The following is a 24,694-nucleotide window of genomic DNA, read 5'->3' on the forward strand; positions in this document are numbered from 1 at the left end:
TTTTTGTGCGTTAGCCTTACTTAATTCAGTTTACCCTCTCCGGGGACTGGAAGAGTTTATTTCTTGGATGTCCCTAAAAATGCAAGAAACCGGGTTTATACTTCCAGAATGATTCTTGAAATGACATATTTTGGTTGCGAAACCCGGTTTCTGCTCTTGCAGCCCGATCGCACTGAAAAACCAAAAAATTGGATAATCTAAAATCTAAAATCTAAAATCTAAAATCGACTCGCCTGCACCCAAAAACCAAAAAATTGGATAATCTAAAATCTAAAATCTAAAATCGACTGAGCCGATCGCCCCGGAGATGTAAAACCTATACGTAGTAGTAGTTTAGATGCTCACAGGGCGAGGCAAAAATCCCCAAAATATGCTAGAAACTATCAAAAAATGGGTCGATCGAGAACGCCGAGTATTGATTACTGCGAGTGCCGTTGCTAGTACGGTCATTGTAATGCGCTGGTTCGGATGTTTTCAGGTGTGGGAATGGGCTGCTTTCGACCACTTTGTGCGCTGGCGGCCGGCCGAACCCATTGACTCGCGCATCGTGATTGTAGAAATTAAGGAAGCTGACTTGCAAAAATACGGCTACCCAATTTCGGATGCTGTCTTGGCCCAATTGCTGCAAAAATTGCACGCGGGCAAGCCGCGGGCGATCGGCCTCGACATTTACCGAGATTTGCCAACTCAACCGGGTAACGCCGAATTGCTCAAAACTTTTAAAACTATTCCCAACTTAATCGGCATTGAATTGATGCCAGACGAAACCAGGTTAGGAGTTCGCCCGCCTCCGGTACTTGACAAGCTCGATCGCATCGGTTTCAACAACGTTGTTATCGACGCTGACTCAAAAGTCCGGCGAACTTTGCTCTATGCTTGGCCCGGAGACGGCAAAACTCATCAAAGTTTCGCACTCAGACTGGCTTTGCTTTACCTCAAAAGCGAAGGAATTTCCCCTCAACCAGCAAGAGTCAATCCTAAATACTTGCAGTTAGGCAAGGGGGTTTTTCGACCTTTTCAACCGAATGACGGTGCTTACGTTCGATCGGACAGCCGCGGGTATCAAATTTTGACCAACCTACGCAGCCCGCGAGGCAGTTTTCGCACTGCATCGATAAGCGATGTGCTTTCGGGCACAGTACCTGCTGATTTTGTACGATCACGCGTTGTCTTGATCGGCTCAAATGCCCCCAGCCTCAGAGACTTTTACCAAAATGCTTACAGTTCCGGTTGGTTTGGTCCTCCCCAGCAAATACCGGGAGTCGAGCTTCAGGCTCATTTCTTGAGCCAAATTTTGAGTGCAGCCATCGACGGGCGCGGGGGTATCAATGTTTGGCCAGAGGCTGTGGAGTTGCTGTGGATTTTACTGTGGTCTTGGGCGGGAGCAAATGTGAGCTGGAATTTGCGATCGCTTGGTCGATCGGCTTATTGTTTATCAAGTATCTGTCTAGGTCTCAGTGCCAGTTTATACTTAGCATTCTTAGCAGGTTTGTGGCTACCGTTAATTCCTCCAATCCTCAGTCTCGTGGGTTCTGGTGTCGCAGTTGTGGGTTATCTGGCTCACTTGCAAGAAGAATTAAAACGGTCTAAAGAATTTTTACAATCGCTAATCGATACAATTCCCGACCCCATTTTTGTCAAAGATCGAAATCACCGCTGTGTAGTTTTGAATCAGGCATATTGTCGGTTTATTGGCTATCCATTAGAAATTTTAACTTGCCGAACCGATTACGAGTTATTTCCCCAAGCCGAAGCCGAGATATTTTGGCAGCAAAACGAATTAGTATTTCAAACTCACCAGCCGCGAGAAAATGAAGAATATTTTACAGACGCTCACGGAATTACGCATCTGATTGCGACTAAAAGATCCCTGCATAAAGATGCTGCAGGCAACCTATTTTTAGTCGGAGCAATCAGAGATATTACCGAGCGCCAACTTCGGGCAAATGCCCTAGAACAAAAAAATGCTGAGCTCAGCCACCAAGCTTATCACGATGCCCTTACAGGTTTGCCCAACCGCCAAATGTTTTACGAATGCTTGCATCGGTCTCTAGAAATAGCCTCCAGCAATCAGGAATTGGTAGCTTTACTATTTTTAGATTTAGATGGATTTAAGTCAATCAACGACACTCTCGGACACAATGTGGGTGATTTACTTTTAAAAACAGTTGCCAGTCGGCTCAAAAAATGCTTGCGCGGCAGCGATACTATCTCGCGGTTGGGCGGCGACGAGTTCACAGTCATTTTGCCCGCAATTCCAGGCCGTGAGGAAGCTGCGAAAGTAGCTGAAAAAATTTGCGCCGCCATCATGCAGCCTTTTATTTTAGAAGAACATACAGTTTCTGTAACTACAAGTATTGGCATTAGTTTATATCCCATTGACGGTCAAGAGCCAGAGATTTTAGTTAAGAATGCCGATGTTGCGATGTATCGTGGTAAGGAGCGGGGGAAAAATCAATATCACTTTTATTAATTAAGAGCAGTTAAAAACATAATGCAACTGTAGCTAAAGTTCCGACCCGCTCTTGATAAGTCATTTGTAATTATTCATTTTTTATATCTAAAATCTCAAGTATTTCAGACATAATTTGAGTGATTTTTATACTTCAAACCTTAATTAACCCGTGAGGGAGATATTATTTCAGGCGTCCCCTGAACAGCTAATTTAAAAATAGCTCGATCCTCAAACTGCAAGGCCTCTAACCTTTTTGAAACCGTTCAAAAAAATGTCCAAAGTAGTGAAATCTCAAATCTAAAATTACGTAAATTAAAACCCTCTAATCTGTCATCTGCCATTAGATAGAGTTAGTAAAAGATAAAACTTATGAGAGCAACTTGCCGTCTCATCTAAATGAGGTTACAAAATTTTAAAATAAATCACAACCTGAAACCAAATTTAAATCGCCAAAAAGCCTTAATGTCAAAAAATTTATGTAAACTTATGAAACTTAATTAAAGTAAATGTAAAGATATCAGTGGAAATACGGAAATTGATAGATATAATAGGTGGTACAGACGTGGATCTATTGCGGTGATTGGAATAAGGCGGTGAATACTATGCGTACTTTGATTCAGCTCACAACAACGGCAACCCTCGCTGCTTGCCTGCAAGTGAATGTAGTCGGCACTGCAAATGCGGCTCGACTTACCAGCAGCTCAACTAGCAATTTCACAAAAGCCCGTAGCGCGGGCAAGATCCGGACGCCATCGACCCCCAGAGTTGGGACAGTTACACCAACCTCTAGCTTGGCAAATCCCCAACAATACGAACCACCCCCGAACGGGAGCCCCGAAAGTGACGGTACGGGAACGCGCTGACCCCAAATTTTCAATAAATTTTCAATCTTCTATTCGCGGAGATTTGTACCAATTTGATTGGTTAATTAAAGTATGGCTGCACCAATCCGGATCGGTGAGGGGATAGTCCACTCGGTAATGACCGCCGCGACTTTCGGTGCGAAACGCAGCACTTTTGACAATTAAATAGCCGATATCCAATAAATTCCCAACTTCTCCCCAATTTCGCAAAATTGAGCTATTCTCCGTCTTAGCAGGGGAAAAATCAATAATTTGTCCGGGTCGTAAATTATCAAGCGTTTGACTCAAAGGCAAGGAAGCAAATTCTTGCCGCCAAATTTCAAGTTGGACGATCGCCCTTTCCAAATCCCGCTGTCCCCGGCAAATGCCGGCACTCTGCCACACCAAATTCCGCAATTCAACCCGCAACCTTTCGATCGCCTCAATGTCCTGTTCAGAAATCGATTTTTCCCAGATTTCCCCCGCCTCGAACTGATCGGCGAATGCCTCGGATCTTCCATCTTCTAGCTGCAAAAGTCCCATCTGCGCCCCAAAAACCAGACATTCCAGCAGCGAATTGCTCGCCAACCGATTAGCGCCGTGTACCCCCGTGCTCGCAGTTTCTCCCACCGCGTACAAACCCGGAATCGAAGTTTGGTTAAACTTGTCAGCCACAATTCCTCCCATCCAGTAATGGGCCGCGGGCGTCACCGGCACCGGTTCGGAAAAAATATCAATTCCCCAGTCAGCGCACACTTGAATAATATTCGGAAACCTGTAGCGCAGTCTATCGACCGCAATCGGGCGCAAATCCAGCCAAACATGAGGTTCCCCCGTCTTCTGCAAGTGGCGGAAAATAGCGCGGCTGACAACATCCCTAGGGGCGAGTTCCCCGCTGGGGTGAGAGTCAAAAGCAAAACGATATCCCTTACTGTCAACCAAATGAGCTCCTTCTCCACGCACCGCTTCGCTAATGAGAAACCGGGGCGCGCCCGCTGTGCTCAGCGCCGTCGGGTGAAACTGCACAAATTCTAAATCTCGCAGCAGGGCCCCGGCGCGCCACGCAATTGCCACCCCGTCCCCGGTACTTACCGACGGATTGGTCGTTTGAGCAAAAACCTGTCCGCCGCCGCCTGTCGCCAGCACCACCGCTTTGGCCCGCAGCCACTTGACTTGTGAGCCGCAAATCGAGCTAATCCCCTGACACCGCCCGGTTTCGTCTAGCCACAGACTCAAAGCAAAGGCAGGAGATACGAGTTGAATGTTTTTGCGGCTCAATACTTTTGCTGTCAGCGTACTGATAACGGCTTTGCCCGTAGTGTCGGCGGCGTGGAGAACTCGGCGGCGGGAGTGGGCTGCTTCTAGGGTGAGGGCTAAATCTGGCCCGGTGCGATCGAATGCAACGCCCATTTTCACCAGGGAGTCAATGCAGGCTGAAGCTTCCTCGACTAAAAATTTCACCGCCTCCAAATCGCAAAGACCGGCTCCTGCTGCCAGTGTATCTTGAACGTGCAGCGCTGCGGAATCTTCAGGGGCGATCGCTGCGGCAATCCCTCCTTGAGCCCAATCGCTTGCAGAAACAGGCAGGGTATTTTTATTGATCAAGCCCACGTGCAAATGCTCTGGCAGGCAGAGTGCTGTGTACAAACCCGCCGCGCCAGCACCTATTACCAATACGTCAAATTTGTCAGTCATAAGTCTGCCGCCAGTCAATTTTAGATTTTAGATTTTAGATTTTAGATTTTAGATTTGAGTCTACCGATGAATCAGGGAATTTGAACTAATGTCAGTCAAGGGATTTTAGATTTTAGATTTTAGATTTTAGATGAATCAGGGGAACCCGCTTATTTCAATCTAGCGAATTTTGGTCGGCTTTTGCTGAATGATGGCTGAAAGTAAGTCTTGAGAAATTAAAGGCAGAAGTCATCAGCCTATAGAAAAAAAATCTTTTCTTTCTGCCGAATCCTTCTGCCCAATGACTTCTGCCTTCAAATGAGGCCCGCTGCTACCTAGTCGTAGAGACCATTATTCAACCGGTTGTCTCCTTCAATAAAGACTGATTCAACATCAGTTACGGTGAATTTGTCCATGTTAGCTTGCAGCACTTTTTTCTGAGCATCCGTCAAGTCTGAAATATTGAGTACGTCCTCAACATTTTCGTAAGGAGCATTCTTAATAATTAGTCGAGCTAAAGTGGGATACAACCCTCGAAATTCCCGAAAGTCCCGGACGGCGCTGTTGTTCAAATCAAGTTTTTTGCCGTATTCTGTGGCAAGCTTCTCATCGGCGCGATTGGTTCTAGCCGGAGCTTCAACAGCTAGGAGCGAGGATGATGGCAAGACGATACGGCTTAATGACGCCGCGATCGCGCTTTGGTCTCCAGCCCATGCAAAGCAGCCCAGCACTAAGCCCAATACTGCCAATAGACGACCCAATCGTTTCATGAAGTTTTGTCTCCCAATTTCATACACAGCATTTATGTAGAGACTACCATTTTGCTTATGCAGTTTTTCAGATAAATCCGCAATAGGTAGAGGGCTGTTATAAACTTTACATTTGGGGATTGACAACGCAGGCATTATATGATATTAGCCGACTTATGAGCATCGCAGGCAAGTTTATCAAAGGCACTCCAAATTAAAAACTCGGACTGCCATTTTCAAAGGTTAATTTTTGCCCTGCACCCAATTTTCTAGCTATCGAGAACTCTTTCCTTTGCTTTTGAGAAAAGCGTTCAAATCAGCATAAGTACCGCCGTAAGTCACGGTGGGATGGTCGTAACCCTTCAAAGCAACGGTGTGCTGCTCGAAAGCGCCCTGGGCCCCCAATTGCGTCAGGTATTTGTAGGTAGTTTCTCCCACAGCGATATCCTTGCCGAGTTGCTTGGTGCAAGATTCCAGGCGAAATGCTGCGTTTACAGTATCTCCCAAGGCAGTATAGTCCGATCGGTCGCTGCTGCCAGAATTTCCCACCATTGCATAACCGGTATTGATGCCGGCCCCGACTCGCAAAGGAAAAGGCAGAGGGTAACGGCTGCTGAGTTCGTCTGTTGCCTTGTGCAGTTCGCTCAAAGCTTGGCAAATCCGCATCATTTCCTCGCTGCTGACACCGCTGGTTTTGTGGAACCAGACGGCCATGATGGCATCGCCGATGTATTTGTCCACCCAACTGCCGTGTTCGCGAATGATCTGTCCTGCTTTGCGGAACCAATTGCCGATAACTTCCGAGAGGAGGGTTTCGTCTAGCTGCCTAGTCAAAACTGTAAAGTCTCGGATGTCCATTACCATGACGCTAATCAGGCTACGCACCGTCAAAGTCGCCGTAAAATCTTCCGAGTCTGTCTCGTGTATTGGATCGTGCCGGTGGCCGGCGGTTGGGTTGTAGAAGTCCAATTCGGTTTGACCGAAAATAATCCGATCGCCATTTCTGAGAGTGACAGGAATACTGACTCGCCGCCCGTTGACAAAGGAACCATTGCGGCTGCCCAAGTCGATCAGGTAGAACTCTCCTGTCTCCATTTGCTGTAACATCGCGTGATTACGGGAAATCCAGCGATCTGTCAGTACAAAATTATTGTCATCGCTCCGCCCTACTGTCCAGCAATTGCTGCCGGAGAGCGGCAAGTAGCGATTGCCGCCTTCTGTGCGAAGTACCATATGTGGATTGGGTTGCACTCGTCACAACAGTCCTAGAAACGACACAAAATTAACCGATTTGAGATGTGAGACTTCAGATTTTAGATTTTTTAGTCCATCGTGGATGCACCTAGCCCCTGCAGGATTTGTGAACCATAAATTCGATCGAGCGAGCGAAGGTATTTATGATTCGATCTACCAAAGCAGGCAGTAAAAACAGACTGTCTACCAAGATTGTACCTGATCATACTGCCTGCCCCGAAGGGGAGACAACTTTTATTTATTTTGATGGGCCAGAAAAAAGTGGGAAAATGGCTCTTTGGCTAGGGGGCTAGCGTTTACACACAAGTCCGAAATCTTTCAACACCATTCCTGAAACCCAAGTTTCGCATGAATCTCAGAAAGGAAGCTTATTTTCATGAATTTTAAGTTATTGATTCGGCAAAACGAGAAATCAAGATTCTAGGAAACAGGGTTTCTACAATATGGGTCAGCGAGCAACTTGTCTGTACACGGTAGAGCTAGGCGGGGGGTAGGGGGTGTGGGCTGGTATCCAGATCCAGAGTTCTGTCCACTACTCCCTATGGTGTAGGCTGCCAATTTCAACCGGAACAGCCGATCGTACCGACTATTTCCTTGCAACCATCAGACTTAAATTCCGTCCATCGGCAGTAGTGCTAGTTCCTAACGCTAATAATCCCAGCCCTTCATCGCCAATAATGATAGCAGAATCCACATCTCTATCGTGCTTTGTTTTGCAGTTGGAACAAGTCCAGCTACCCACTGCTAACCGCAGGGTACTCCCCAGATTCAGATCTAGGTGGAAACTCTTACTTGATGGTGCAAAAAACCGACCAATGTCTAGGTAAGTTTTACCGTCTCTTTCAGCCTTGTATTTCAACTGTAGGGTCAATTTTGACCATCCGCAATCGCTAATTTATTTGGCTATTAAAGGATTTTTTACGAAGTTATTACCTGCCACATTATCCACCAATATGACTTGGTTTTCCTGCACCAATTGGGGACATATTTTTTCTTGGAATTTCTCACGAGCGTTTGCCATATTTTTGTAAGACATAGCACTATACGGGTTTTCGGGCGACGATTTAAAAATTGATGTTTGCGAGAGAGTTGATGCTGCTTACGGTTTATATTTGGTTTGAAATTTTGTGGTGTATTTTAGCAAAAATAATTCCCATATTACCAGGAAAAATGAGGAATTTCTCACCAACAATTTGTATTTGTTGGGGTGCTGAATTGATTGCTTGTCATGCGTTGACTAGAACTTCGGGAAAGATGTCCGTTCTTTCAAGAAGTTGATGAAGGCTCTGCATAGGTTTAGTGAACTCAACTGATGCAGTTTTGGGTGACAGGGCGATCGCATCTGGTAAATAGCACTTTCTGAAGCCAAACTGAGCTAGCGGGGTAACAAGCAAGCTGGAAAAGTTAGCAGGCAATGGTTTAAGGGAACCGTCTCTGAGCTGATATCTTTTACTGTGCATTGTCCGATCGTAATCATCGTCATTCTTCCTGGGAGTAATAATCATTCTAAACCAACTATTATTTTCAGTATTTTTACTTAAAAATCGGAGATAAATTTACCGCCATCAACTCGAAATAACCGATGTGACAGTTGAGTGTGCGGAAGGGAATTATAAATTTACCTAAATTTTCCTTTTATTCCGGATGAACATAATTAGGTCTAGTAAATTATGTAAGCCTCTACCACGACCAAAAGTTTGGTGTCATTGATGACTGGCTTTGCAAGCACAATAAAAACGGTAAAGCACCAGCAATGGCTACCTAATCAATGCTTAAAAGCCTACAGAGCGTCGTGAGCTAGGTTCGTAACAACTTATTTATCAAGATTTGTAATGAGAACCCCCGAAAACTTCTGCATTCATAAGTTAATAGAATTCCAAGTAAGGCAAACACCCAATACTGTTGCTGCTATTTTTAAAGCCGAGAAAATAACTTATCAAGAATTAAATAATAAAGCCAATCAATTATCACATTATCTGAAAAGCTTAGGGGTTAATTCAGAGACGCTTATTGGAGTATGCGTTGATCGATCGCTGAATATGTTAATCGGACTTCTGGGAGTCTTAAAAGCCGGTAGTGCTTACGTCCCTCTTGACCCAACTTATCCCGAAGACCGGTTAGCTTTTATGTTGGAAGACTCCCAGCTTCCGATACTAATTACCCAAACCCATCTTCTCAGCTCCCTACCTAAAAGAAATGGTATGCGAGTGGTATGTTTAGACTCAGATTGGCAAGAAATTGAGCAATTCAGCCCAGATAATTTAGATAGCGAAGTCACGCCAGATAATTTAGCCTATACAATATATACATCTGGTTCAACTGGTAAACCAAAAGGCGTGCAAATTATTCATGCTGCTGTAGTCAATCTTCTTCTCTCGATGAAAGCAGAACCAGGATTGACAGAACAAGATGTACTACTAGCAGTCACTACGATATCTTTTGATATTGCTGTTTTAGAACTTTTCTTACCGTTAATAGTTGGTGCTCGCGTTGTGATTGTTAGTCGCGCAGTCGCCATCGATCCAATGAAGTTATCTAAAACCATCACTGAATCGGGCGCTACAGTCATGCAGGCAACCCCTGCAACATGGAAAATGCTATTAGCCGTTAATTGGCAAGGCGATCGCAATTTAAAAATTCTTTGTGGAGGAGAACCTCTCAATCGACACTTAGCTAATCAATTGCTAGAGCGAAGTTCCTCCCTTTGGAATATGTACGGGCCGACTGAGACAACTATTTGGTCAACCATTCATCAAGTAGAAGCAGGTGAGGAAACTATACCAATTGGTCGCCCTATTTTAAATACTCAAATCTATCTGTTCAAGTATCCACGCCATTCTCACAATGATAATCTTGAGCTTGTTACTGACGGATCTGAGGGAGAGATTTACATTGGTGGTATGGGAATAGCAAGAGGTTATCTTAACCGTGCAGAGATAAATCAGGAAAGGTTTATTGAGGATACTTTTAACAATGAACCGGGCGGTCGTCTTTATAAGACAGGTGACTTAGCTCGTTATCTTCCAGACGGTAATATTGCGATTATTGGGCGCAGTGATTACCAAGTCAAAATTCAGGGACACCGAATTGAATTAAAAGATGTTGAAGCAGCCTGCTTCGATAATCCTGCGGTGAAGGATGTGGTAGTTGTTGTTAGTGATAATGCTCATGAACACGATTACTTAGTTGCTTATGTGGTGTTGAATTCACCAGAATTAAAGCAGAGTTCAGCAGCCTTTCGAGCAATGCTCAAAGAAAAATTGCCTGAGTACATGATTCCTGCGATTGTGGTCTTTATGGAGGCTTTGCCATTAACACCTAATTGTAAAATAGATCGGCAAGCACTACCGGCCCCAACTCTTGATAATGTTGAAAAATTTGTTGCTCCACGCACGGAAATAGAGAAACAATTGGTTGAAATTTGGGCCTCTGTTTTAGGAGTGCAAATTGGCATCCATCACAACTTTTTTGAGTCAGGCGGAAATTCATTACGCGCCGCCTTATTACTAAATCGAGTATCGCAAGCTTTCCCAGTAGAATTGTCTTTAGATTGCCTCTTCAAATCTCCGACAATTGCTGGATTAGGTGAAGTAATTGAGGCTGTGCAGTCTTCGGGATCTACGGCGATTTTTGAAACAAATATTGCTGACTTATCGGCTGATGCAGTCTTAGATGAAACTATTCACCCATTGACAATTACTAGATTCAGACCGAAGCACATTTTCTTGACAGGGGCAACGGGTTTTGTTGGTGCTTTTCTATTGCATGAATTGTTGCTGCATAATCCCCAAGCGACTATTTATTGTTTAGTTCGTGCTGATAATTTGGAATCCGCAACCTCTCGACTGTGTAGCACTCTGCAAAATTACGAAATTTGGGAAGAAGAATTTAGTAGGAGAATTATCCCCATAATTGGAGATTTATCAAAGCCCTTCTTGGGACTATCGACACCAAATTTTAGTGAATTAGCAGATGTCGTTGATGTGATTTATCACTGTGGTGCTTATGTCAATTTGGTTTATCCCTACACTGCGTTACGGGATGCCAATGTGGGCGGGACAAAGGAGATATTGCGTCTAGCCACCATGACTAAAATTACACCTGTCCACTATATTTCTACTCTGGATGTCTTTCAAGCGTCGAACTATGATGGTATGAAAGTAATTGCCGAAACAGATCATTTACTTAGTGCTGAAGGATATTCCGATGGTTATGCTCAAAGTAAATGGGTGGCTGAAAAATTAGTTATGGCTGCCCGCGATCGCGGTTTACCAGTTTCCATCTATCGCTTGGGAATGGTGACAGGTCATAGCAAAACAGGTGCTTTTCAACTCAGTAATACGATTTGTTTGATAATCAAGGGCTTGATTCAATTAGGGTATGGCCCTGAATTAGATATCAAGATGAGTCTCGCTCCTGTGGATTATATAGTTCAGGTGATTCGGTATTTATCGCATCAACCAGAGTCTCTTAACAAGACATTTCATGTCTTAAGCCCCCATGTATTACCGATGAACGAACTTATCTTGAATCTTAACACCCTTGGTTATGCCCTCCCTTCTATTCCTTACCCGCAGTGGCAGGCAAAACTACTCAATATGTCTCCAGACAATGCTTTAACTCCGATGGCTTCTCTATTTGTCAAAAAAATATCTCATAGCCAAAAAACTTTTATCGAGACAACATCTTTTGTCTATCAAAAGTTTGACGACCGCAACACTCAGGATGGACTGGTCGGTACTGATATTCTCTGTCCTCCCATTAATGAGTCCGTATTAAATGCTTATTTATCCTATTTTCATCGTCAAGGTTTTCTGTGATATAGTAAAACTAAATAATGATGGATGTAAATATTGTATAGTAGTGAGCAGTGCGTACCCCATTCATGGGGTAAAATACAGGGCAATTACTACAAAAAGCTCAGTATTAATTGAAAATTATTAGAGAATAACAAAGAAAATAGTCGGTTAACAGAGTTTGATTTAACTTTACTAAAAAAAATGAAAATAAATTTGTTTTCCACCTTAAAATCATCTGACTCTATCATCTCCCAAACTCGTAACAAAAAAAATCGCTCCCAAGAATCCCTGACCAAACAAACACTCTTGAAGATAGCTTTTGGCATGGGGATGGTTGTTATCGCATCCACCGCTATTAGCTATTTCCAAATAATCTCACGGATTACTGCTAATTCACTCACGCAGTTAGAGCAATACATGGAATTACGCTCTAAACGCGAAAGAGCAATATTTACCTTAGCTGAAGATAACCATAAGTTGCTTAAACAAGCTTTATTAGAGCAACTAAAAGCAGAAGCTGATCGCGACCCAAAAGCTGAATTCGATCAAAACTTTGTCAAATATCCAGATGGCTCAATTCGCAATCGCCCTGAACTATTTCAAATCGACAAGACTGGGGGATTGTTCCTCGGTAAAAATGTTAATGTTGATACTGAGATGCAGCGACGAATAGTTGCTTTATATAAAACAATAAATGCTTATGGCCCAGCATGGCGCAATCGCTTTGCTAACACCTATACGCAAATTCCTGAGAATGGTATGATCATGTATATGCACCAGTATCCCTGGTCGCTAAAAGCACCTTCTAGTGAATCGTTCCGCGTCACAGATGATGAGTCATTCCAAATTACCCGCCCTATCTACGATCCAGAACGCAAAACAGTCTGGACAGGCATATATTACGACCAAGTAGCTGTAGCTTGGATGGCATCCTGTGTGACACCATTAGATGTGGATGGCAAGCATATTGCTACAATCGGGCATGATATTTTAATAGAGGATTTGCAGAAACGGACTATTAATGAAGGACTCAAAGGCACATACAACATGATTTTTCGAGCCGATGGGCGGCTAGTAGCTCACCCAGAACTTATGCAAAGTATTCAAAAGGGAAATGGACAATTCTCTATCGCCCAATCAGGAGATGCTCATCTGCGGCGAATTTATGAATTAGTCACTACTCATAAACAGAAAAATATGATTATTGACAATCCTGACTATGATGAATACTTGGGTGTTACTAAAATTGATGAGCCAAACTGGTACTTGGTCACAGTTTTCCCCAAATCTCTGCTGACCCAAGAAGCCTTAGCTACTGCTCGCATGATTCTAGTGCTAGGGCTAAGTGCATTACTGATTGAAATTATTATTGTGTTCTTAATTTTAGGGCGAGAAATTTCTACACCCCTCAATAAATTAATGGCTGCAACAGAGAGTATTGCTGCTGGCAATCTTGATGTTCAAGTTAATGTAAACCGCCAAAATGAATTGGGTCGTTTGGGATATTTATTTAACAAAATGGCTCAGCAAGTCCGCGAATCTTTTGCCGCGCTTGCGAAAACTAATGAGGAATTGGAACTGCGAGTTGAAGACAGAACTGTAGAGCTTAAACACGCGAAAGAAGTTGCCGATACTGCTAACCGTGCTAAGAGCGAGTTTCTAGCTAATATGAGCCACGAACTACGGACACCTCTCAATGGTATCTTAGGATATGCCCAAATTCTCCAGCGATCAAAACACATAGTTGAGTCCGATCAAAAAGGAATTAATATTATTAACCAATGTGGCTCCCACCTACTGACTCTGATTAACGATATCCTTGATTTTTCTAAAATCGAGGCCCAGAAAATGGAAATATATGCGACAGATTTTCATTTTCCCGCTTTTCTGCAAGCAGTCGTTGAAATTTGTCGGATCAGGGCAGATCAAAAGGGAATTGATTTTATCTATACCATCGAAGGTCAACTCCCAGTTGGGATTTTTGCGGATGAAAAACGATTGCGACAGGTATTGATTAACTTATTAGGCAATGCTATTAAGTTTACGGAACAAGGTAGTGTGAAATTGATAATTACTTCAAAACTCTTGGAAGATGAGGTCAGGCAACTACCTTTGTATCGAATTATATTCCAAGTTGAAGATACGGGAATTGGGATATCGAGCGATCATGTTAAAAATATCTTTTTGCCCTTTGAGCAGTCGGGTAGTATAAAGAAGCAATCAGAAGGGACTGGACTAGGATTAGCTATCAGCAAAAAAATTGTTGATATGATGGGCAGTACCTTGGAAGTTGAAAGTGAATTAGGAAAAGGTAGTGTTTTCTGGTTTGAGATAGATTTACCCGAAGCTAAGGAATGGGCAAAAAAATCTAAAACTTCTGAGCAGGGTGTTATTATTGGTTTCAAGGGCGATAAGCCAAAAGTTCTAGTAGTAGATGACCATTGGGAAAACCGTTCTGTTATTGTCAATTTACTCAGCCCTATTGGCTTTATACTTTTTGAGGCTGAAAATGGTCAAGAAGGACTGGATAAAATTGCTGAGGTTCAGCCAAATCTGGTTATTACAGATATTGTTATGCCGATTATGGATGGCTATGAAATGGTTAAAAGTTTGCGAAAATTAGCATCATCGGCTAATTTATCAGTTATCGTGTCTTCAGCCAGTGTATTCGAGTCTGATCTCCAAAAAAGTATAGAGATTGGAGCTAATGAATTTTTGCCCAAACCTATCGAAGCTGATAGCCTGTTAAATACGATCAAATCTCTCCTGAAATTAGAATGGATATATGAAGATAAATTACAACCGCAAAGCACAAGAGAATTGACAAAACAAGTGGTTGAGATTGTGCCACCTTCGCAGGATGACTTGCTAATCTTGTATAATCTTAGTCGTAAGGGATTGATTAACGATTTACTACAAGAGTTGACGAGGATTGAACTGATAGACAAGGAGTTTATCCCTTTTATTCAAAATATGCGCGAATTTGCTAAAGCTTTTAAGCTTAAACAGGTGCGAACTTACATAGAGCAATTCCTAAATACTCCCTAGCCCCCAAAACTTTTGTAAATTTATGTATCCCGTACCCAGTAAATTATGTATGACTGAAAACTCAGACAATCAATCTATTTTGATTGTAGATGATAATCCCAATAACCTAGAACTTCTAGCCCACATATTGACAGACGTTGGTTATCAAGTTTCCGTTGCTATTGATGGTGAAACTGCGATTGAACAAGTAGAATATCATCCGCCAGAACTAATTTTATTAGATATAATGATGCCGCCCGGTATTGATGGCTTTGAGACTTGCCGACGATTGAAAGCTAATCCCTTAACTTGCGAAATTCCAATAATTTTTTTAAGTGCTTTATCTGATTCCCATAATAAAGTCAATGGATTATCTGTAGGAGCAGTCGATTATATTTCTAAGCCTTTCCAAAGTGAAGAAGTTTTAGCGAGAATTAGAATTCATTTAAAATTATATAATCTAACTAAAAAACTAGAACAACAAAAGCAACTACTAGAAGAAAAAGTTGAATTACGGACTCTGGAATTATTAGCAGCCAAAGAAGCCGCCGAAGCAGCCAACATTGCCAAAAGCCAGTTTCTCGCTAACATGAGCCATGAACTCCGCACCCCTCTCAATGCGATTATTGGCTATAGCGAAATGTTGCAAGAAGAAGCCGAAGATTTAGATCAAAAATTTTTTATCCCTGATCTGAAAAAAATTAACGGTGCAGGCACACATTTACTTGGACTAATTAACGATATTCTTGACTTGTCCAAAATTGAATCTGGGAAGGTTGAACTTTACTTAGAAACTGTTGATATCTCAGATTTAATTAGGGAAGTCATCATGATGATTAAGCCCCTGGTGGAGAAGAATGCTAATATATTGGTAGTTCACTGTGAAGACAATTTGGGAGATATGAAAACAGACTTAACTAAGGTACGTCAGAGCTTATTTAATCTGCTTAGTAACGCCAGCAAATTTACCAAAAAAGGTCAAATTACTATTAAGGTAGAAAAAAAATATAGAAAATCTGCAATAGCGGAGGGAGAAGAACAGAAATCAGCCATTCCCTATATTTTATTTAAGATAAGTGATACTGGCGTTGGCATAGCTCCAGAACGAATGGAAAAACTGTTTCAACCATTCACCCAGGCTGATGCTTCAACTACACGACAGTATGGGGGTACTGGATTAGGGTTAGCAATTACTAGAAATTTGTCTCGGATTATGGGTGGAGATACGTTGGTTGAAAGCGAGGTTGGTAAGGGTTCTACTTTTACTATTATACTGCCTGCAGAAGTGATACTCCCAAAGTAAAACCAGTGATCATAACTGCACTGTAATAAACAATTTTTAGAAGAGTGCGTACTTGACATCCCGCCATTCTTATGAGCATCACCTATTTTTAAGAAATCGGGCAAAACAGCAAGAAGCTGTGGCGTGTCAAAGTCCATTCCCGCAGAAAGGTTTTGAATAATTTTAATAATTTTCTAGCAGGGCCCGAATCAGACTGATTCAGGTCTGTTGTTCTGAGATTAACTGTTGGTGAGGAGTGTAGGGAACCACTAAGAGTAAAAATCCTCTATGCTAGAGTAGGTGCTAAATGCCATAGATCTCGCTTTTGACGGCTTGGTTGTGGCAATCGTTGCGAAATTTATGATAATTTATCAAATTTTTAAAACTAATTTTATTGATTGTTACCGTCTTGTGATAGCTGAGAGATTGGTTATTTCTGGCCTGTCCAACTCGTTCTCCAGCTAGGAGTGAAGACCACAAGGAGGACAGCAAAAAACAACCCTGGCTTTCATTCCACCGCTAAGATGAGTACAGTTATAGCGGGGCACTTCCCGCCGAGTAAGTTAAATTGGAAAAGAATTGTATGTTGGCGAAAAGAATTTTACCTTGTCTGGATGTGAAAGCCGGTCGCGTGGTCAAAGGTGTCAATTTTGTCAATCTTAAGGATGCTGGCGATCCGGTAGAAATGGCTCAGGTTTACAATGATGCGGGTGCTGACGAGTTGGTGTTTCTGGACATTACGGCGACTCACGAAGACCGGAATATTATGATCGATGTGGTGTACCGAACGGCCGATCGAGTATTTATCCCTTTGACGGTGGGCGGCGGCATCCAATCCTTAGACACAATTAAAAGCTTGTTGAGGGCGGGCGCTGATAAGGTGAGTATTAATTCGGCGGCGGTGCGCGATCCGAGTTTAATTGACAAAGCGAGCGATCGATTTGGTAATCAGTGCATTGTAGTGGCGATCGACGCTCGCAAACGGCAAGACGCAGATAATCCTGGTTGGGACGTGTACGTGCGCGGAGGGCGAGAAAATACCGGCAAAGATGCGATCGCCTGGGCAAAAGAAGCCGAACAGCGCGGCGCGGGCGAAATTCTGGTGACAAGCATGGACTCGGATGGCACTCAAGCCGGTTACGATTTGGAATTAACTCGAAGCATTGCCGAAATGGTCGAAATTCCCGTCATCGCTTCCGGCGGCGCCGGCAACTGTCACCACATCTACGAAGCCGTGACTGAGGGCAAAGCAGAAGCTGCACTGCTGGCTTCCCTGCTGCATTACGGGCAACTCAGTGTAGGAGAAATTAAAACTTATCTAGCAAAATGTCAAGTTCCCGTGCGACAGCAGCAGCCATTAGTTATTAGTCATTAGTTAGTGGATAGTCGGGGGCATCTTAATATCTTGCAACATTTTCAACAAACCGCTCTGCGGGTTCACTCGATCGTCCTCTCATAGTGCAAATCATAGTGCAAACAGGCTAAATAAACCCGCCCCCACCCCACGATAAAACCAGTTACTGACATTCATACCGCTATGTGAGGCGCATCCGAAGGCACTTATAGAGAATTTTTTTGATTCTACACAAGTGCCTTCTACATAAATGTCTTGGGGCGATCGACGCCAGTCATCTAGAAATATTCCCTGAGAAGGATTTCAAATACCCGCTTTTTCAGCTAAATATTATATATTAGCTTAATTTGAAAGAGAGCAAAAGTTGCTTTTCTCAAACTTGAGTTAAAGATTGTGCAGAATTTGAGTGAGCTTCAGCCTGTTAACAATCTTAGCGATCAAAACTTCTAAAAACGGAGAAATTTTGTATGTCTTTTATCAGCTTTAACTTCCCTGCCAAGCGTTTAGTCCGCACTTTAATAGCTGTTTGTTTTTGTGCTTTGATGTTTGTTTCTAATGCTTTCCCGGCTTTTGCAGTTACTAGCAGCCCCACCAAAGGTGAAGACCAACTTTTAGGAATTGAAAAAGAATCTCAAGAAGCTGTACTGAAAAAACCAATGTCCTTGGAAGAAACTCAAGAAAAAGCCAGCAAAGGGCCCAACGAAGTTCAGGGAGACGCTGACATTGAAAAAATGAAAAATCCTTCCAATACAGAAGCTACATCCTTTGAGCAACAAGTCAAAAAAGCTGTCAGCAAAATTAAAGACTAACTCAGCGCGCAGTAGTCAGCGGACAGTTGTCAGTATAAAAGATTAGGGACACGGCGCGATGCCGTGTCCCTAGATTTTTTTTTGTAGAACCACCGCACCGCGCCACATTCTTGGATAGGCAGTATCCAATCTAAATTTAGCTTTAGTTTTCAGAATTGGTCTTAGATGGAATAAAAAAGTGGAAATGACTTGGCATCTTTCGGCTTTACGAACACTCTTTGCTGGGGCTGCAAGTTCAAGCTATCGAATCTTTCTCTAGTCAAATTAGCGTTTACTACTTGACCGTCATCTAAGGTTAATTCTACCTGAATTTCCCATCCCAAATGAATCAAGCGACTGATTCTGGCAGGCACTGTTGCACTATTTTCTGTAGTTTCAATTACTACGTCGTGAGGGCGCAAGAAAATCTCTGGGTTGGCTGAGTCAAAGCCGTTGTCTTGAAACATTCTTGAACTGCTGGGCAAGACATTGACTGGACCGATAAAACTCATTACGAAAGCACTAGCGGGATGGTCGTAAATTTCTGCGGGTGTGCCGACTTGTTCGATTTTACCTTTATTCATGACTGTAATTCGATCGGCAACTTCCATCGCTTCTTCTTGATCGTGCGTCACAAAGACTGTGGTAACGTGAACTTCGTCGTGCAGTCGCCGCAACCAAGCACGCAAGTCTTTGCGAACTTTGGCATCAAGAGCTCCAAAAGGTTCGTCTAGCAGTAACACTTTCGGTTCCACAGCCAATGCTCTGGCGAGGGCCACCCGCTGCCGCTGGCCCCCTGAAAGTTGCGACGGGTATCTATCGCCCAATCCTGCCAATTGCACTAAATTCAACAATTCTTCTACCCGCGATTTGACTTTCGCGGGTGGTGTTTTCTGAATTTGCAGCCCGAAAGCGATGTTTTTTCGCACTGTCATGTGCTTGAATAGCGCGTAGTGCTGAAACACGAACCCAATTTTGCGGTCTTGGACGCTAGTATTGGTTGCATCTTGGCCTGTCAGCCAGATTTTGCCGGAGTCGGGCATTTCTAAACCCGCAATCAGTCGCAGCAGTGTAGACTTGCCGGAACCAGACGGGCCCAGCAATGCGACTAAGGAACCCGATTCAATTTCTAAGCTGACTCGATCGAGTGCTTGGAAACTGCCAAACTGTTTTGATACGTTTTCTACAACGATGCCCATAGGTAGGAAGAAGGAAGAAGGAAGAGGGAAGAGGGAAGAGGGAAGAGGGAAGAAGGAAGAAGGAAGAGGGAAGAGGGAAGAGGGAAGAGGGAAGAGGGAAGACGCAGGATACAGGAAGCAAGAGGCAAGAGGCAAGAGCGAAAAATGTTAATCTCCGGTTTGTGGATGGGTTAAGGTTAGTTTTTTTATAGCACGATCGCACATCAGTTTGTTAATTTTAGGGTTTTGGCGATCGGTCAGTCGATTTTAGATTTTAGATTTTAGATTTTAGATTTACTTGCAGCTTGGAATCTGGAAGATGGAACTTTGGTCTAAAATTTTGGGCCCTCCAGGGCTTTGTATAGGTTTTGGGCGGTGTCAAACAGCCGAAAATCAACAAAAATGCACCTCCACAACAAAACAACACAATTCTTTGCCACCAAAGTTGACGTTTGGTACTACAATGCAGCAAAAGTTCAAGCGTTTTTGACTTCAACGGCTGAGGGGATAAAGGAAAATGGGAGATGTTGGACGTGTGCCTGTAGGAATTATCGGCGCTTCAGGGTACGGCGGCGTGCAACTTGTGCGACTGCTGGCGGATCACCCAGAGGCTGAAGTAGTCTATTTGGGCGGGGATAGCAGTGCGGGAAAACCTTTTTCCAGCCTTTATCCGCATTTGACTAACTGTATTGATTTGACAGTCGAGGCGATCGACCTAGACAAAATAGCGGCAAAATGCGAAGTTGTGTTTCTGTCGCTGCCGAACGGTTTAGCTTGCAAAATGGCACCGACGCTGCTCGAAAAAGGCTGCAAAGTCTTGGATTTGTCGGCTGACTACAGATTTGAAAATCTGGATACTTACAAAGCTTGGTACGGCGGCGAGCGATCGGACTCTGAACTGGCTGCAACGGCTGTTTACGGTTTGCCAGAATTGTACCGCGATCGAATTAAAGACGCTCAGTTAGTAGGCTGTGCCGGCTGCTACGTCACTGCTAGTTTATTAGCCCTGGCACCTTTGCTCAAACAAGGCCTGATTGTGCCAGAAACAGCTATTATCGATGCCAAATCCGGTGCTTCGGGAGGGGGCCGCAAAGCCGAAGTTAATCTCTTGTTGGCTGAAGCAGAGGGTTCTCTGGGCGCTTACGGCGTTGGCCGCCACCGCCACACGCCAGAAATCGAGCAAATTTGCAGCGATTTAGCGGGACACGATATTAAAGTTCAGTTTACTCCTCACCTAATTCCGATGGTGCGGGGAATTCTGGCGACTGTGTACGCAACTTTGCGTGATCCGGGTTTGGTGCGGGAAGATTTAATCACAATTTTCAGCGCTTTTTACCGCAATTCTCCTTGGGTAAAAGTGTTACCGGCTGGAGTTTATCCGCAAACAAAATGGGCTTGCGGAACAAATCTGTGTTACATCGGTGTGGAAGTCGATCCGCGTACTGACAGGGTGATTGTGCTATCGGCGATCGACAATTTAATTAAGGGACAAGCCGGTCAAGGCATCCAGTGCATGAACTTGATGATGGGTTGGGAAGAAACTTTGGGTTTGCCACAATTGGCTTTCTATCCTTAATTGAGAATTGGGCATGGGGCATGGGGCATGGGGCATGGGCAATTGGTAATTGGTAATTGGTAATGGGTGGGGGCGGGTTTACGAGATTGTTGGTTTTAGGCAATTATTTCTGGTAAAACCCGCCCCTACAGGATGTAAATTGCCGATGCCCGATGCCCAATTCCCGATGCCCCATTCCCGATGCCCGATGCCCCATGCCCGATTACCAAGTGTTACTTAGGCCCGTAACCGATCGACCCAGCATAAATTGCCCGATCGCCCAATTGGTCTTCAATCCGTAACAAACGGTTATATTTGGCAACTCGTTCGCTGCGACACAAAGAACCAGTCTTGATTTGGCCGGCGCGAGTCGCTACCGCTAAATCGGCAATTGTGGTATCTTCAGTTTCACCGGAACGGTGGCTGATGACGGCTCGATAGCTGTTCCGTTTGCCGAGGTCGATCGTATCCAAAGTCTCCGTCAAAGAACCAATTTGATTCAGCTTAATCAAAATCGAATTGCTAGCTTTCAAATCAATTCCTTTTTGCAGCCGCGTGCGATTAGTAACAAACAAATCGTCACCCACCAATTGAACTTTGCTGCCCATTTTCTGCGTCAGCGCTACCCAACTGTCCCAATCGTCTTCATGCAAACCATCTTCAATGGAAACAATGGGATATTGACTCACCAAACCATCCAAATAATCGATTAATTCTGCCGGGGAATGAGCCACACCGTCGTAAGTGTACTGCCCATCTTTGTAAAATTCGCTAGCAGCAACATCCAAAGCTAAAGCAACTTGTTCACCCGGTTTGTAGCCAGCTTTTTCAATAGCTGCAATCAACAAATCTAAAGCTGCTTGATTGGATTTAAGATTAGGCGCAAAACCACCTTCATCACCAACACCAGTCAGCAAACCCTCAGCTTTTAAGACTTTACTCAAGGATTCAAATACCTCTGCACCCCAGCGTAAAGCTTCTTTAAAAGAGGGCGCACCCACAGGGACAATCATAAATTCTTGAATGTCCACATTATTGTTAGCGTGAGATCCCCCGTTGATCACGTTCATCAGTGGTACTGGTAAAACGTTCGCTAAGGGCCCACCCAAGTAGCGGTAAAGGGGGAGTCCTAAAGTCTCGGCGGCCGCCTTTGCTGTGGCTAAGGAGACTCCGAGAATGGCATTTGCGCCGAGGTTGGATTTGTTGGGGGAACCGTCCAAGTCAATCATGGTTTTGTCTACCAGCGCTTGGTCGATCGCATCTAGATTAGCCAAAGCGGGGGCAATTTTGTGTTCGACGTTAGCGACGGCTTTTAGGACTCCTTTGCCACCATAACGGCTTTTGTCGTCGTCGCGGAGTTCGTGGGCTTCAAAAGAGCCTGTAGAGGCACCGCTGGGGACTTGGGCGAGCCCCACAACGCCGTTGGCTAGGTAAACTTCAGCTTCAATGGTAGGGCGGCCACGGGAGTCGAGGATTTCTCTGGCTTGAATAGATTCGATCGCAGTGTCTAGCATATTAATTATTCCCGACTTAACTCAAGGTTTCATGACAATTAGCAGTCTCTGGGTTTTCCCACGCTGACTGCTGACGGGTAATAGATTACGCGATCCCCAGAATTATTGGTACACAGTTCAAAATATTTGCGGATTTGGATGAGCAGATTGGTGTCAATAACCTATGCTTGTTGAATAAGGATCGCCGGCAATTTTGACCATAATTTGATTGTTTTAACCCCAGATTCCCGCAGATTTCTTAATTCAAACCTTTGTTAAAATCAGAATGTCAACAAAGTCAATCGAAAAAGGAGAAACTTAGGATGTTAGAAACAAATCTCGGAGAAATTAGAGCATTAGCTGAAAATTCAGACCCAATTATTGCTGATCCCCCAAACATCAAATTACTCACAGGGCCATTGCCAAATCCAGCCAGCGACCCCAACTTTTTTGACTTAACTCCCAATGACGACGCAGTTCAATTAGCAAACGGAATTCTGCGGAATACTCCCGGAGGTTTGCGGGCCTTAGCTGGTAACGATTTTGTCAGAGGTTCCGGTGGTGCGGAACTGATGAACGGTAACAGCGGCACAGATACTTTAATCGGAGGTTGTGGCAACGATACTATTCGCGGTGGCCAAGATTTTGACATTCTTTATGGAGAATGTGGCAGCGATTTTGTCAGCGGAGATCAAGGTGATGACTACGTTTATGGAGGCACGGCAAATGACTTTCTTCGCGGCGGTAAAGGGAATGATGCTTTAGTAGGAGATAGTGGAAATGATACTCTAATCGGTGATGCTGGAATTGATAGACTTTGGGGAAGTGAAGGCGCAGATTTGTTTGTGCTCCGCACAGAATTGGGAGCGAATTCGGGGGAAATTGGTTCGCTTCAACCGCCTCCTAGTGGCAATTTTGATGTAGATGAAGTGCCTGCCGATTTTATTCTCGATTACAATCCGGCTGAAGGTGATGTAATTGGATTGACGGGAGGATTGACGCGAGATGATATTGTTTTGAGCGAAAGGTTTTTAACAATTGGTGATGCCAGAGATTATGACAGCAGCGGGCCTTTTCCTCCGGGAATTCCTCGAACGGCTGATTTTAGAATTTTAAATACTAAGGCGACGGTGATTCGGGAAGCTAGCACAGGCAATATCTTGGGTTTGGTGAAGGATGTTTCGCCGGATCAACTTCAGTTTATATCTGTATCGGAGGGGGCGCTCTAGGATAATTACCAATTGGTGGGCAAGGCTAATCTGCATAGCACGGAGGGGCGGAACGAAACGCCCATCCGACAACAACAAGGCTCTCAATCCTCGTTCCCAGGCTCTGCCTGGGAAGACATATCAGCGAGGCTCTGCCTCCCGATTCCTGACATAAATTAAACAATATTTAAAATTGCCAAAAATCCGCCACATCATATCCCAGTTTGATTGTTTTAACCCCAGATTGCCGCATATATCTTAATTGGAACATTTGTTTAAATCAGAATGTCAACAACGTCAATCAAAGCAGGAGAAAATTAGAATGTTAGAAACCCATATCGGAGAAATTAGAGCCTTAGCTGAAAATTCAGACTTAATTATTGCTGATCCCCCAAACATCAACTTACTCACAGAGCCATTGCCAAATCCAGCCAGCGACCCCAATTTTTTTGACTTAACTCCCAATGACGACGCATTTCAATTAGCAAATGGAATTCTGCGGAATACTCCCGGAGGTTTGCGGGCCTTAGCTGGCAACGATTTTGTCAGAGGTTCAGGTGGTGCCGAACTGATGAACGGTAACAGCGGCACAGATACTTTAATCGGAGGTTGTGGCAGCGATACTATTCGCGGCGGTCAAGATTTTGACAAACTTTACGGAGAATGCGGCAGCGACATTCTCAGCGGCAATCAAGGCATTGACTACGCCTACGGAGGAACGGCAAATGACTTTGTTAGAGGCGGTCAAGGAAATGACAATTTAGTAGGAAACAGCGGCAACGATACTCTGATTGGTGATGCGGGAATTGACAAACTTTGGGGAAGTGAAGGTGCAGATTTATTTGTCCTCCGCAGAGAAGTGGGAGCAACTTCGGGGGAAATTGGTTCGACAGAGCCGGATTTTAATAGACCTCTTGCGAAAGTGCGCTCGTTCTAGGTAAAATAAAATAAAAAATTAAATTAATAAGATGAATTACGAACAATTACAAAAGTTGAACCCTGCAGACTTTAAACGGTACTGTGGAGTACATCAAGA

Annotated in this window: 18 protein-coding genes; 10 read left to right on the forward strand and 8 right to left on the reverse strand. The window is 43.9% G+C overall.

Going from position 1 to position 24,694, the window contains the following annotated elements:
* The first annotated feature begins 337 nt into the window (after positions 1-337).
* Positions 338-2,473 carry a CHASE2 domain-containing protein gene (locus tag QUA83_RS25425; RefSeq protein WP_333296701.1) on the forward strand — a complete coding sequence of 712 codons (2,136 nt, stop codon included), beginning with the start codon at positions 338-340 and terminating at the stop codon, positions 2,471-2,473.
* Positions 2,474-3,057: 584 nt separating this feature from the next.
* A complete protein-coding gene (locus QUA83_RS25430; protein ID WP_333296703.1) occupies positions 3,058-3,318 on the forward strand; it encodes a hypothetical protein in 261 nt (86 codons plus the stop codon).
* Positions 3,319-3,339: 21 nt separating this feature from the next.
* On the opposite strand, the gene nadB is transcribed toward QUA83_RS25430, so the two are convergent.
* The 6 genes from nadB to QUA83_RS25455 form a co-directional block, all read right to left on the reverse strand.
* Entirely contained in the window at positions 3,340-4,992 is a 1,653-nt protein-coding gene (gene nadB / locus QUA83_RS25435; RefSeq protein WP_333296705.1) for an L-aspartate oxidase, read from the reverse strand.
* 314 nt (positions 4,993-5,306) lie between these two features.
* A complete protein-coding gene (gene psbU, locus QUA83_RS25440; protein ID WP_006635850.1) occupies positions 5,307-5,741 on the reverse strand; it encodes a photosystem II complex extrinsic protein PsbU in 435 nt (144 codons plus the stop codon).
* Positions 5,742-5,993: 252 nt separating this feature from the next.
* On the reverse strand, positions 5,994-6,953 hold the full coding sequence (locus QUA83_RS25445; protein WP_333296706.1) for an adenylate/guanylate cyclase domain-containing protein: 960 nt from the start codon (positions 6,951-6,953) through the stop codon (positions 5,994-5,996).
* 607 nt (positions 6,954-7,560) lie between these two features.
* Positions 7,561-7,845 carry a zinc ribbon domain-containing protein gene (locus QUA83_RS30660; RefSeq protein WP_445301813.1) on the reverse strand — a complete coding sequence of 95 codons (285 nt, stop codon included), beginning with the start codon at positions 7,843-7,845 and terminating at the stop codon, positions 7,561-7,563.
* A gap of 24 nt (positions 7,846-7,869) precedes the next feature.
* Positions 7,870-7,995, reverse strand: coding sequence for a hypothetical protein (locus QUA83_RS25450; protein ID WP_333296707.1), 126 nt, complete (start codon positions 7,993-7,995; stop codon positions 7,870-7,872).
* A gap of 205 nt (positions 7,996-8,200) precedes the next feature.
* Positions 8,201-8,479: a hypothetical protein gene (locus QUA83_RS25455; protein WP_333296708.1), complete on the reverse strand. Its 279-nt coding sequence runs from the start codon at positions 8,477-8,479 to the stop codon at positions 8,201-8,203.
* Between the two features lie 327 nt (positions 8,480-8,806).
* On the opposite strand from QUA83_RS25455, the gene QUA83_RS25460 reads away from it, so the two are divergent.
* The 5 genes from QUA83_RS25460 to QUA83_RS25480 all read left to right on the forward strand — a co-directional run bounded on the left by QUA83_RS25460 (position 8,807) and on the right by QUA83_RS25480 (position 18,245).
* Positions 8,807-11,794, forward strand: a complete 2,988-nt coding sequence (locus QUA83_RS25460; RefSeq protein ID WP_333296709.1) for an amino acid adenylation domain-containing protein — start codon at positions 8,807-8,809, stop codon at positions 11,792-11,794.
* 180 nt (positions 11,795-11,974) lie between these two features.
* Positions 11,975-14,821: an ATP-binding protein gene (locus QUA83_RS25465; RefSeq protein ID WP_333296710.1), complete on the forward strand. Its 2,847-nt coding sequence runs from the start codon at positions 11,975-11,977 to the stop codon at positions 14,819-14,821.
* A gap of 49 nt (positions 14,822-14,870) precedes the next feature.
* Positions 14,871-16,103 (forward strand): response regulator, encoded by a 1,233-nt coding sequence (locus QUA83_RS25470; RefSeq protein WP_333296711.1) that lies wholly within the window; start codon positions 14,871-14,873, stop codon positions 16,101-16,103.
* A gap of 562 nt (positions 16,104-16,665) precedes the next feature.
* Complete coding sequence (gene hisF / locus QUA83_RS25475) at positions 16,666-17,457, forward strand: imidazole glycerol phosphate synthase subunit HisF (RefSeq protein ID WP_333296712.1); 792 nt, start codon at positions 16,666-16,668, stop codon at positions 17,455-17,457.
* 446 nt (positions 17,458-17,903) lie between these two features.
* Complete coding sequence (locus QUA83_RS25480) at positions 17,904-18,245, forward strand: low temperature-induced protein (protein ID WP_333079325.1); 342 nt, start codon at positions 17,904-17,906, stop codon at positions 18,243-18,245.
* Between the two features lie 161 nt (positions 18,246-18,406).
* Here QUA83_RS25480 and QUA83_RS25485 read toward each other — a convergent pair whose 3' ends face one another.
* Complete coding sequence (locus QUA83_RS25485; protein ID WP_333057474.1) at positions 18,407-19,423, reverse strand: sulfate/molybdate ABC transporter ATP-binding protein; 1,017 nt, start codon at positions 19,421-19,423, stop codon at positions 18,407-18,409.
* 496 nt (positions 19,424-19,919) lie between these two features.
* Between QUA83_RS25485 and argC the strand changes: the two genes are divergently transcribed.
* Entirely contained in the window at positions 19,920-20,978 is a 1,059-nt protein-coding gene (gene argC / locus QUA83_RS25490) for an N-acetyl-gamma-glutamyl-phosphate reductase (RefSeq protein ID WP_333296713.1), read from the forward strand.
* Positions 20,979-21,190: 212 nt separating this feature from the next.
* Here argC and eno read toward each other — a convergent pair whose 3' ends face one another.
* Positions 21,191-22,471, reverse strand: a complete 1,281-nt coding sequence (eno, locus tag QUA83_RS25495; protein WP_445301814.1) for a phosphopyruvate hydratase — start codon at positions 22,469-22,471, stop codon at positions 21,191-21,193.
* A gap of 302 nt (positions 22,472-22,773) precedes the next feature.
* Between eno and QUA83_RS25500 the strand changes: the two genes are divergently transcribed.
* Both QUA83_RS25500 and QUA83_RS25505 read left to right on the forward strand, forming a co-directional pair.
* The gene (locus QUA83_RS25500; RefSeq protein WP_333296714.1) at positions 22,774-23,679 is read left to right on the forward strand and encodes a calcium-binding protein; all 906 of its coding nucleotides are present in this window, start codon (positions 22,774-22,776) and stop codon (positions 23,677-23,679) included.
* A gap of 301 nt (positions 23,680-23,980) precedes the next feature.
* Entirely contained in the window at positions 23,981-24,595 is a 615-nt protein-coding gene (locus QUA83_RS25505; protein WP_333296715.1) for a calcium-binding protein, read from the forward strand.
* The last annotated feature ends 99 nt before the right edge of the window (positions 24,596-24,694 follow it).

Source organism: Microcoleus sp. K1-B1 (genome assembly GCF_036704705.1).
Lineage (GTDB): Bacteria > Cyanobacteriota > Cyanobacteriia > Cyanobacteriales > Microcoleaceae > Microcoleus.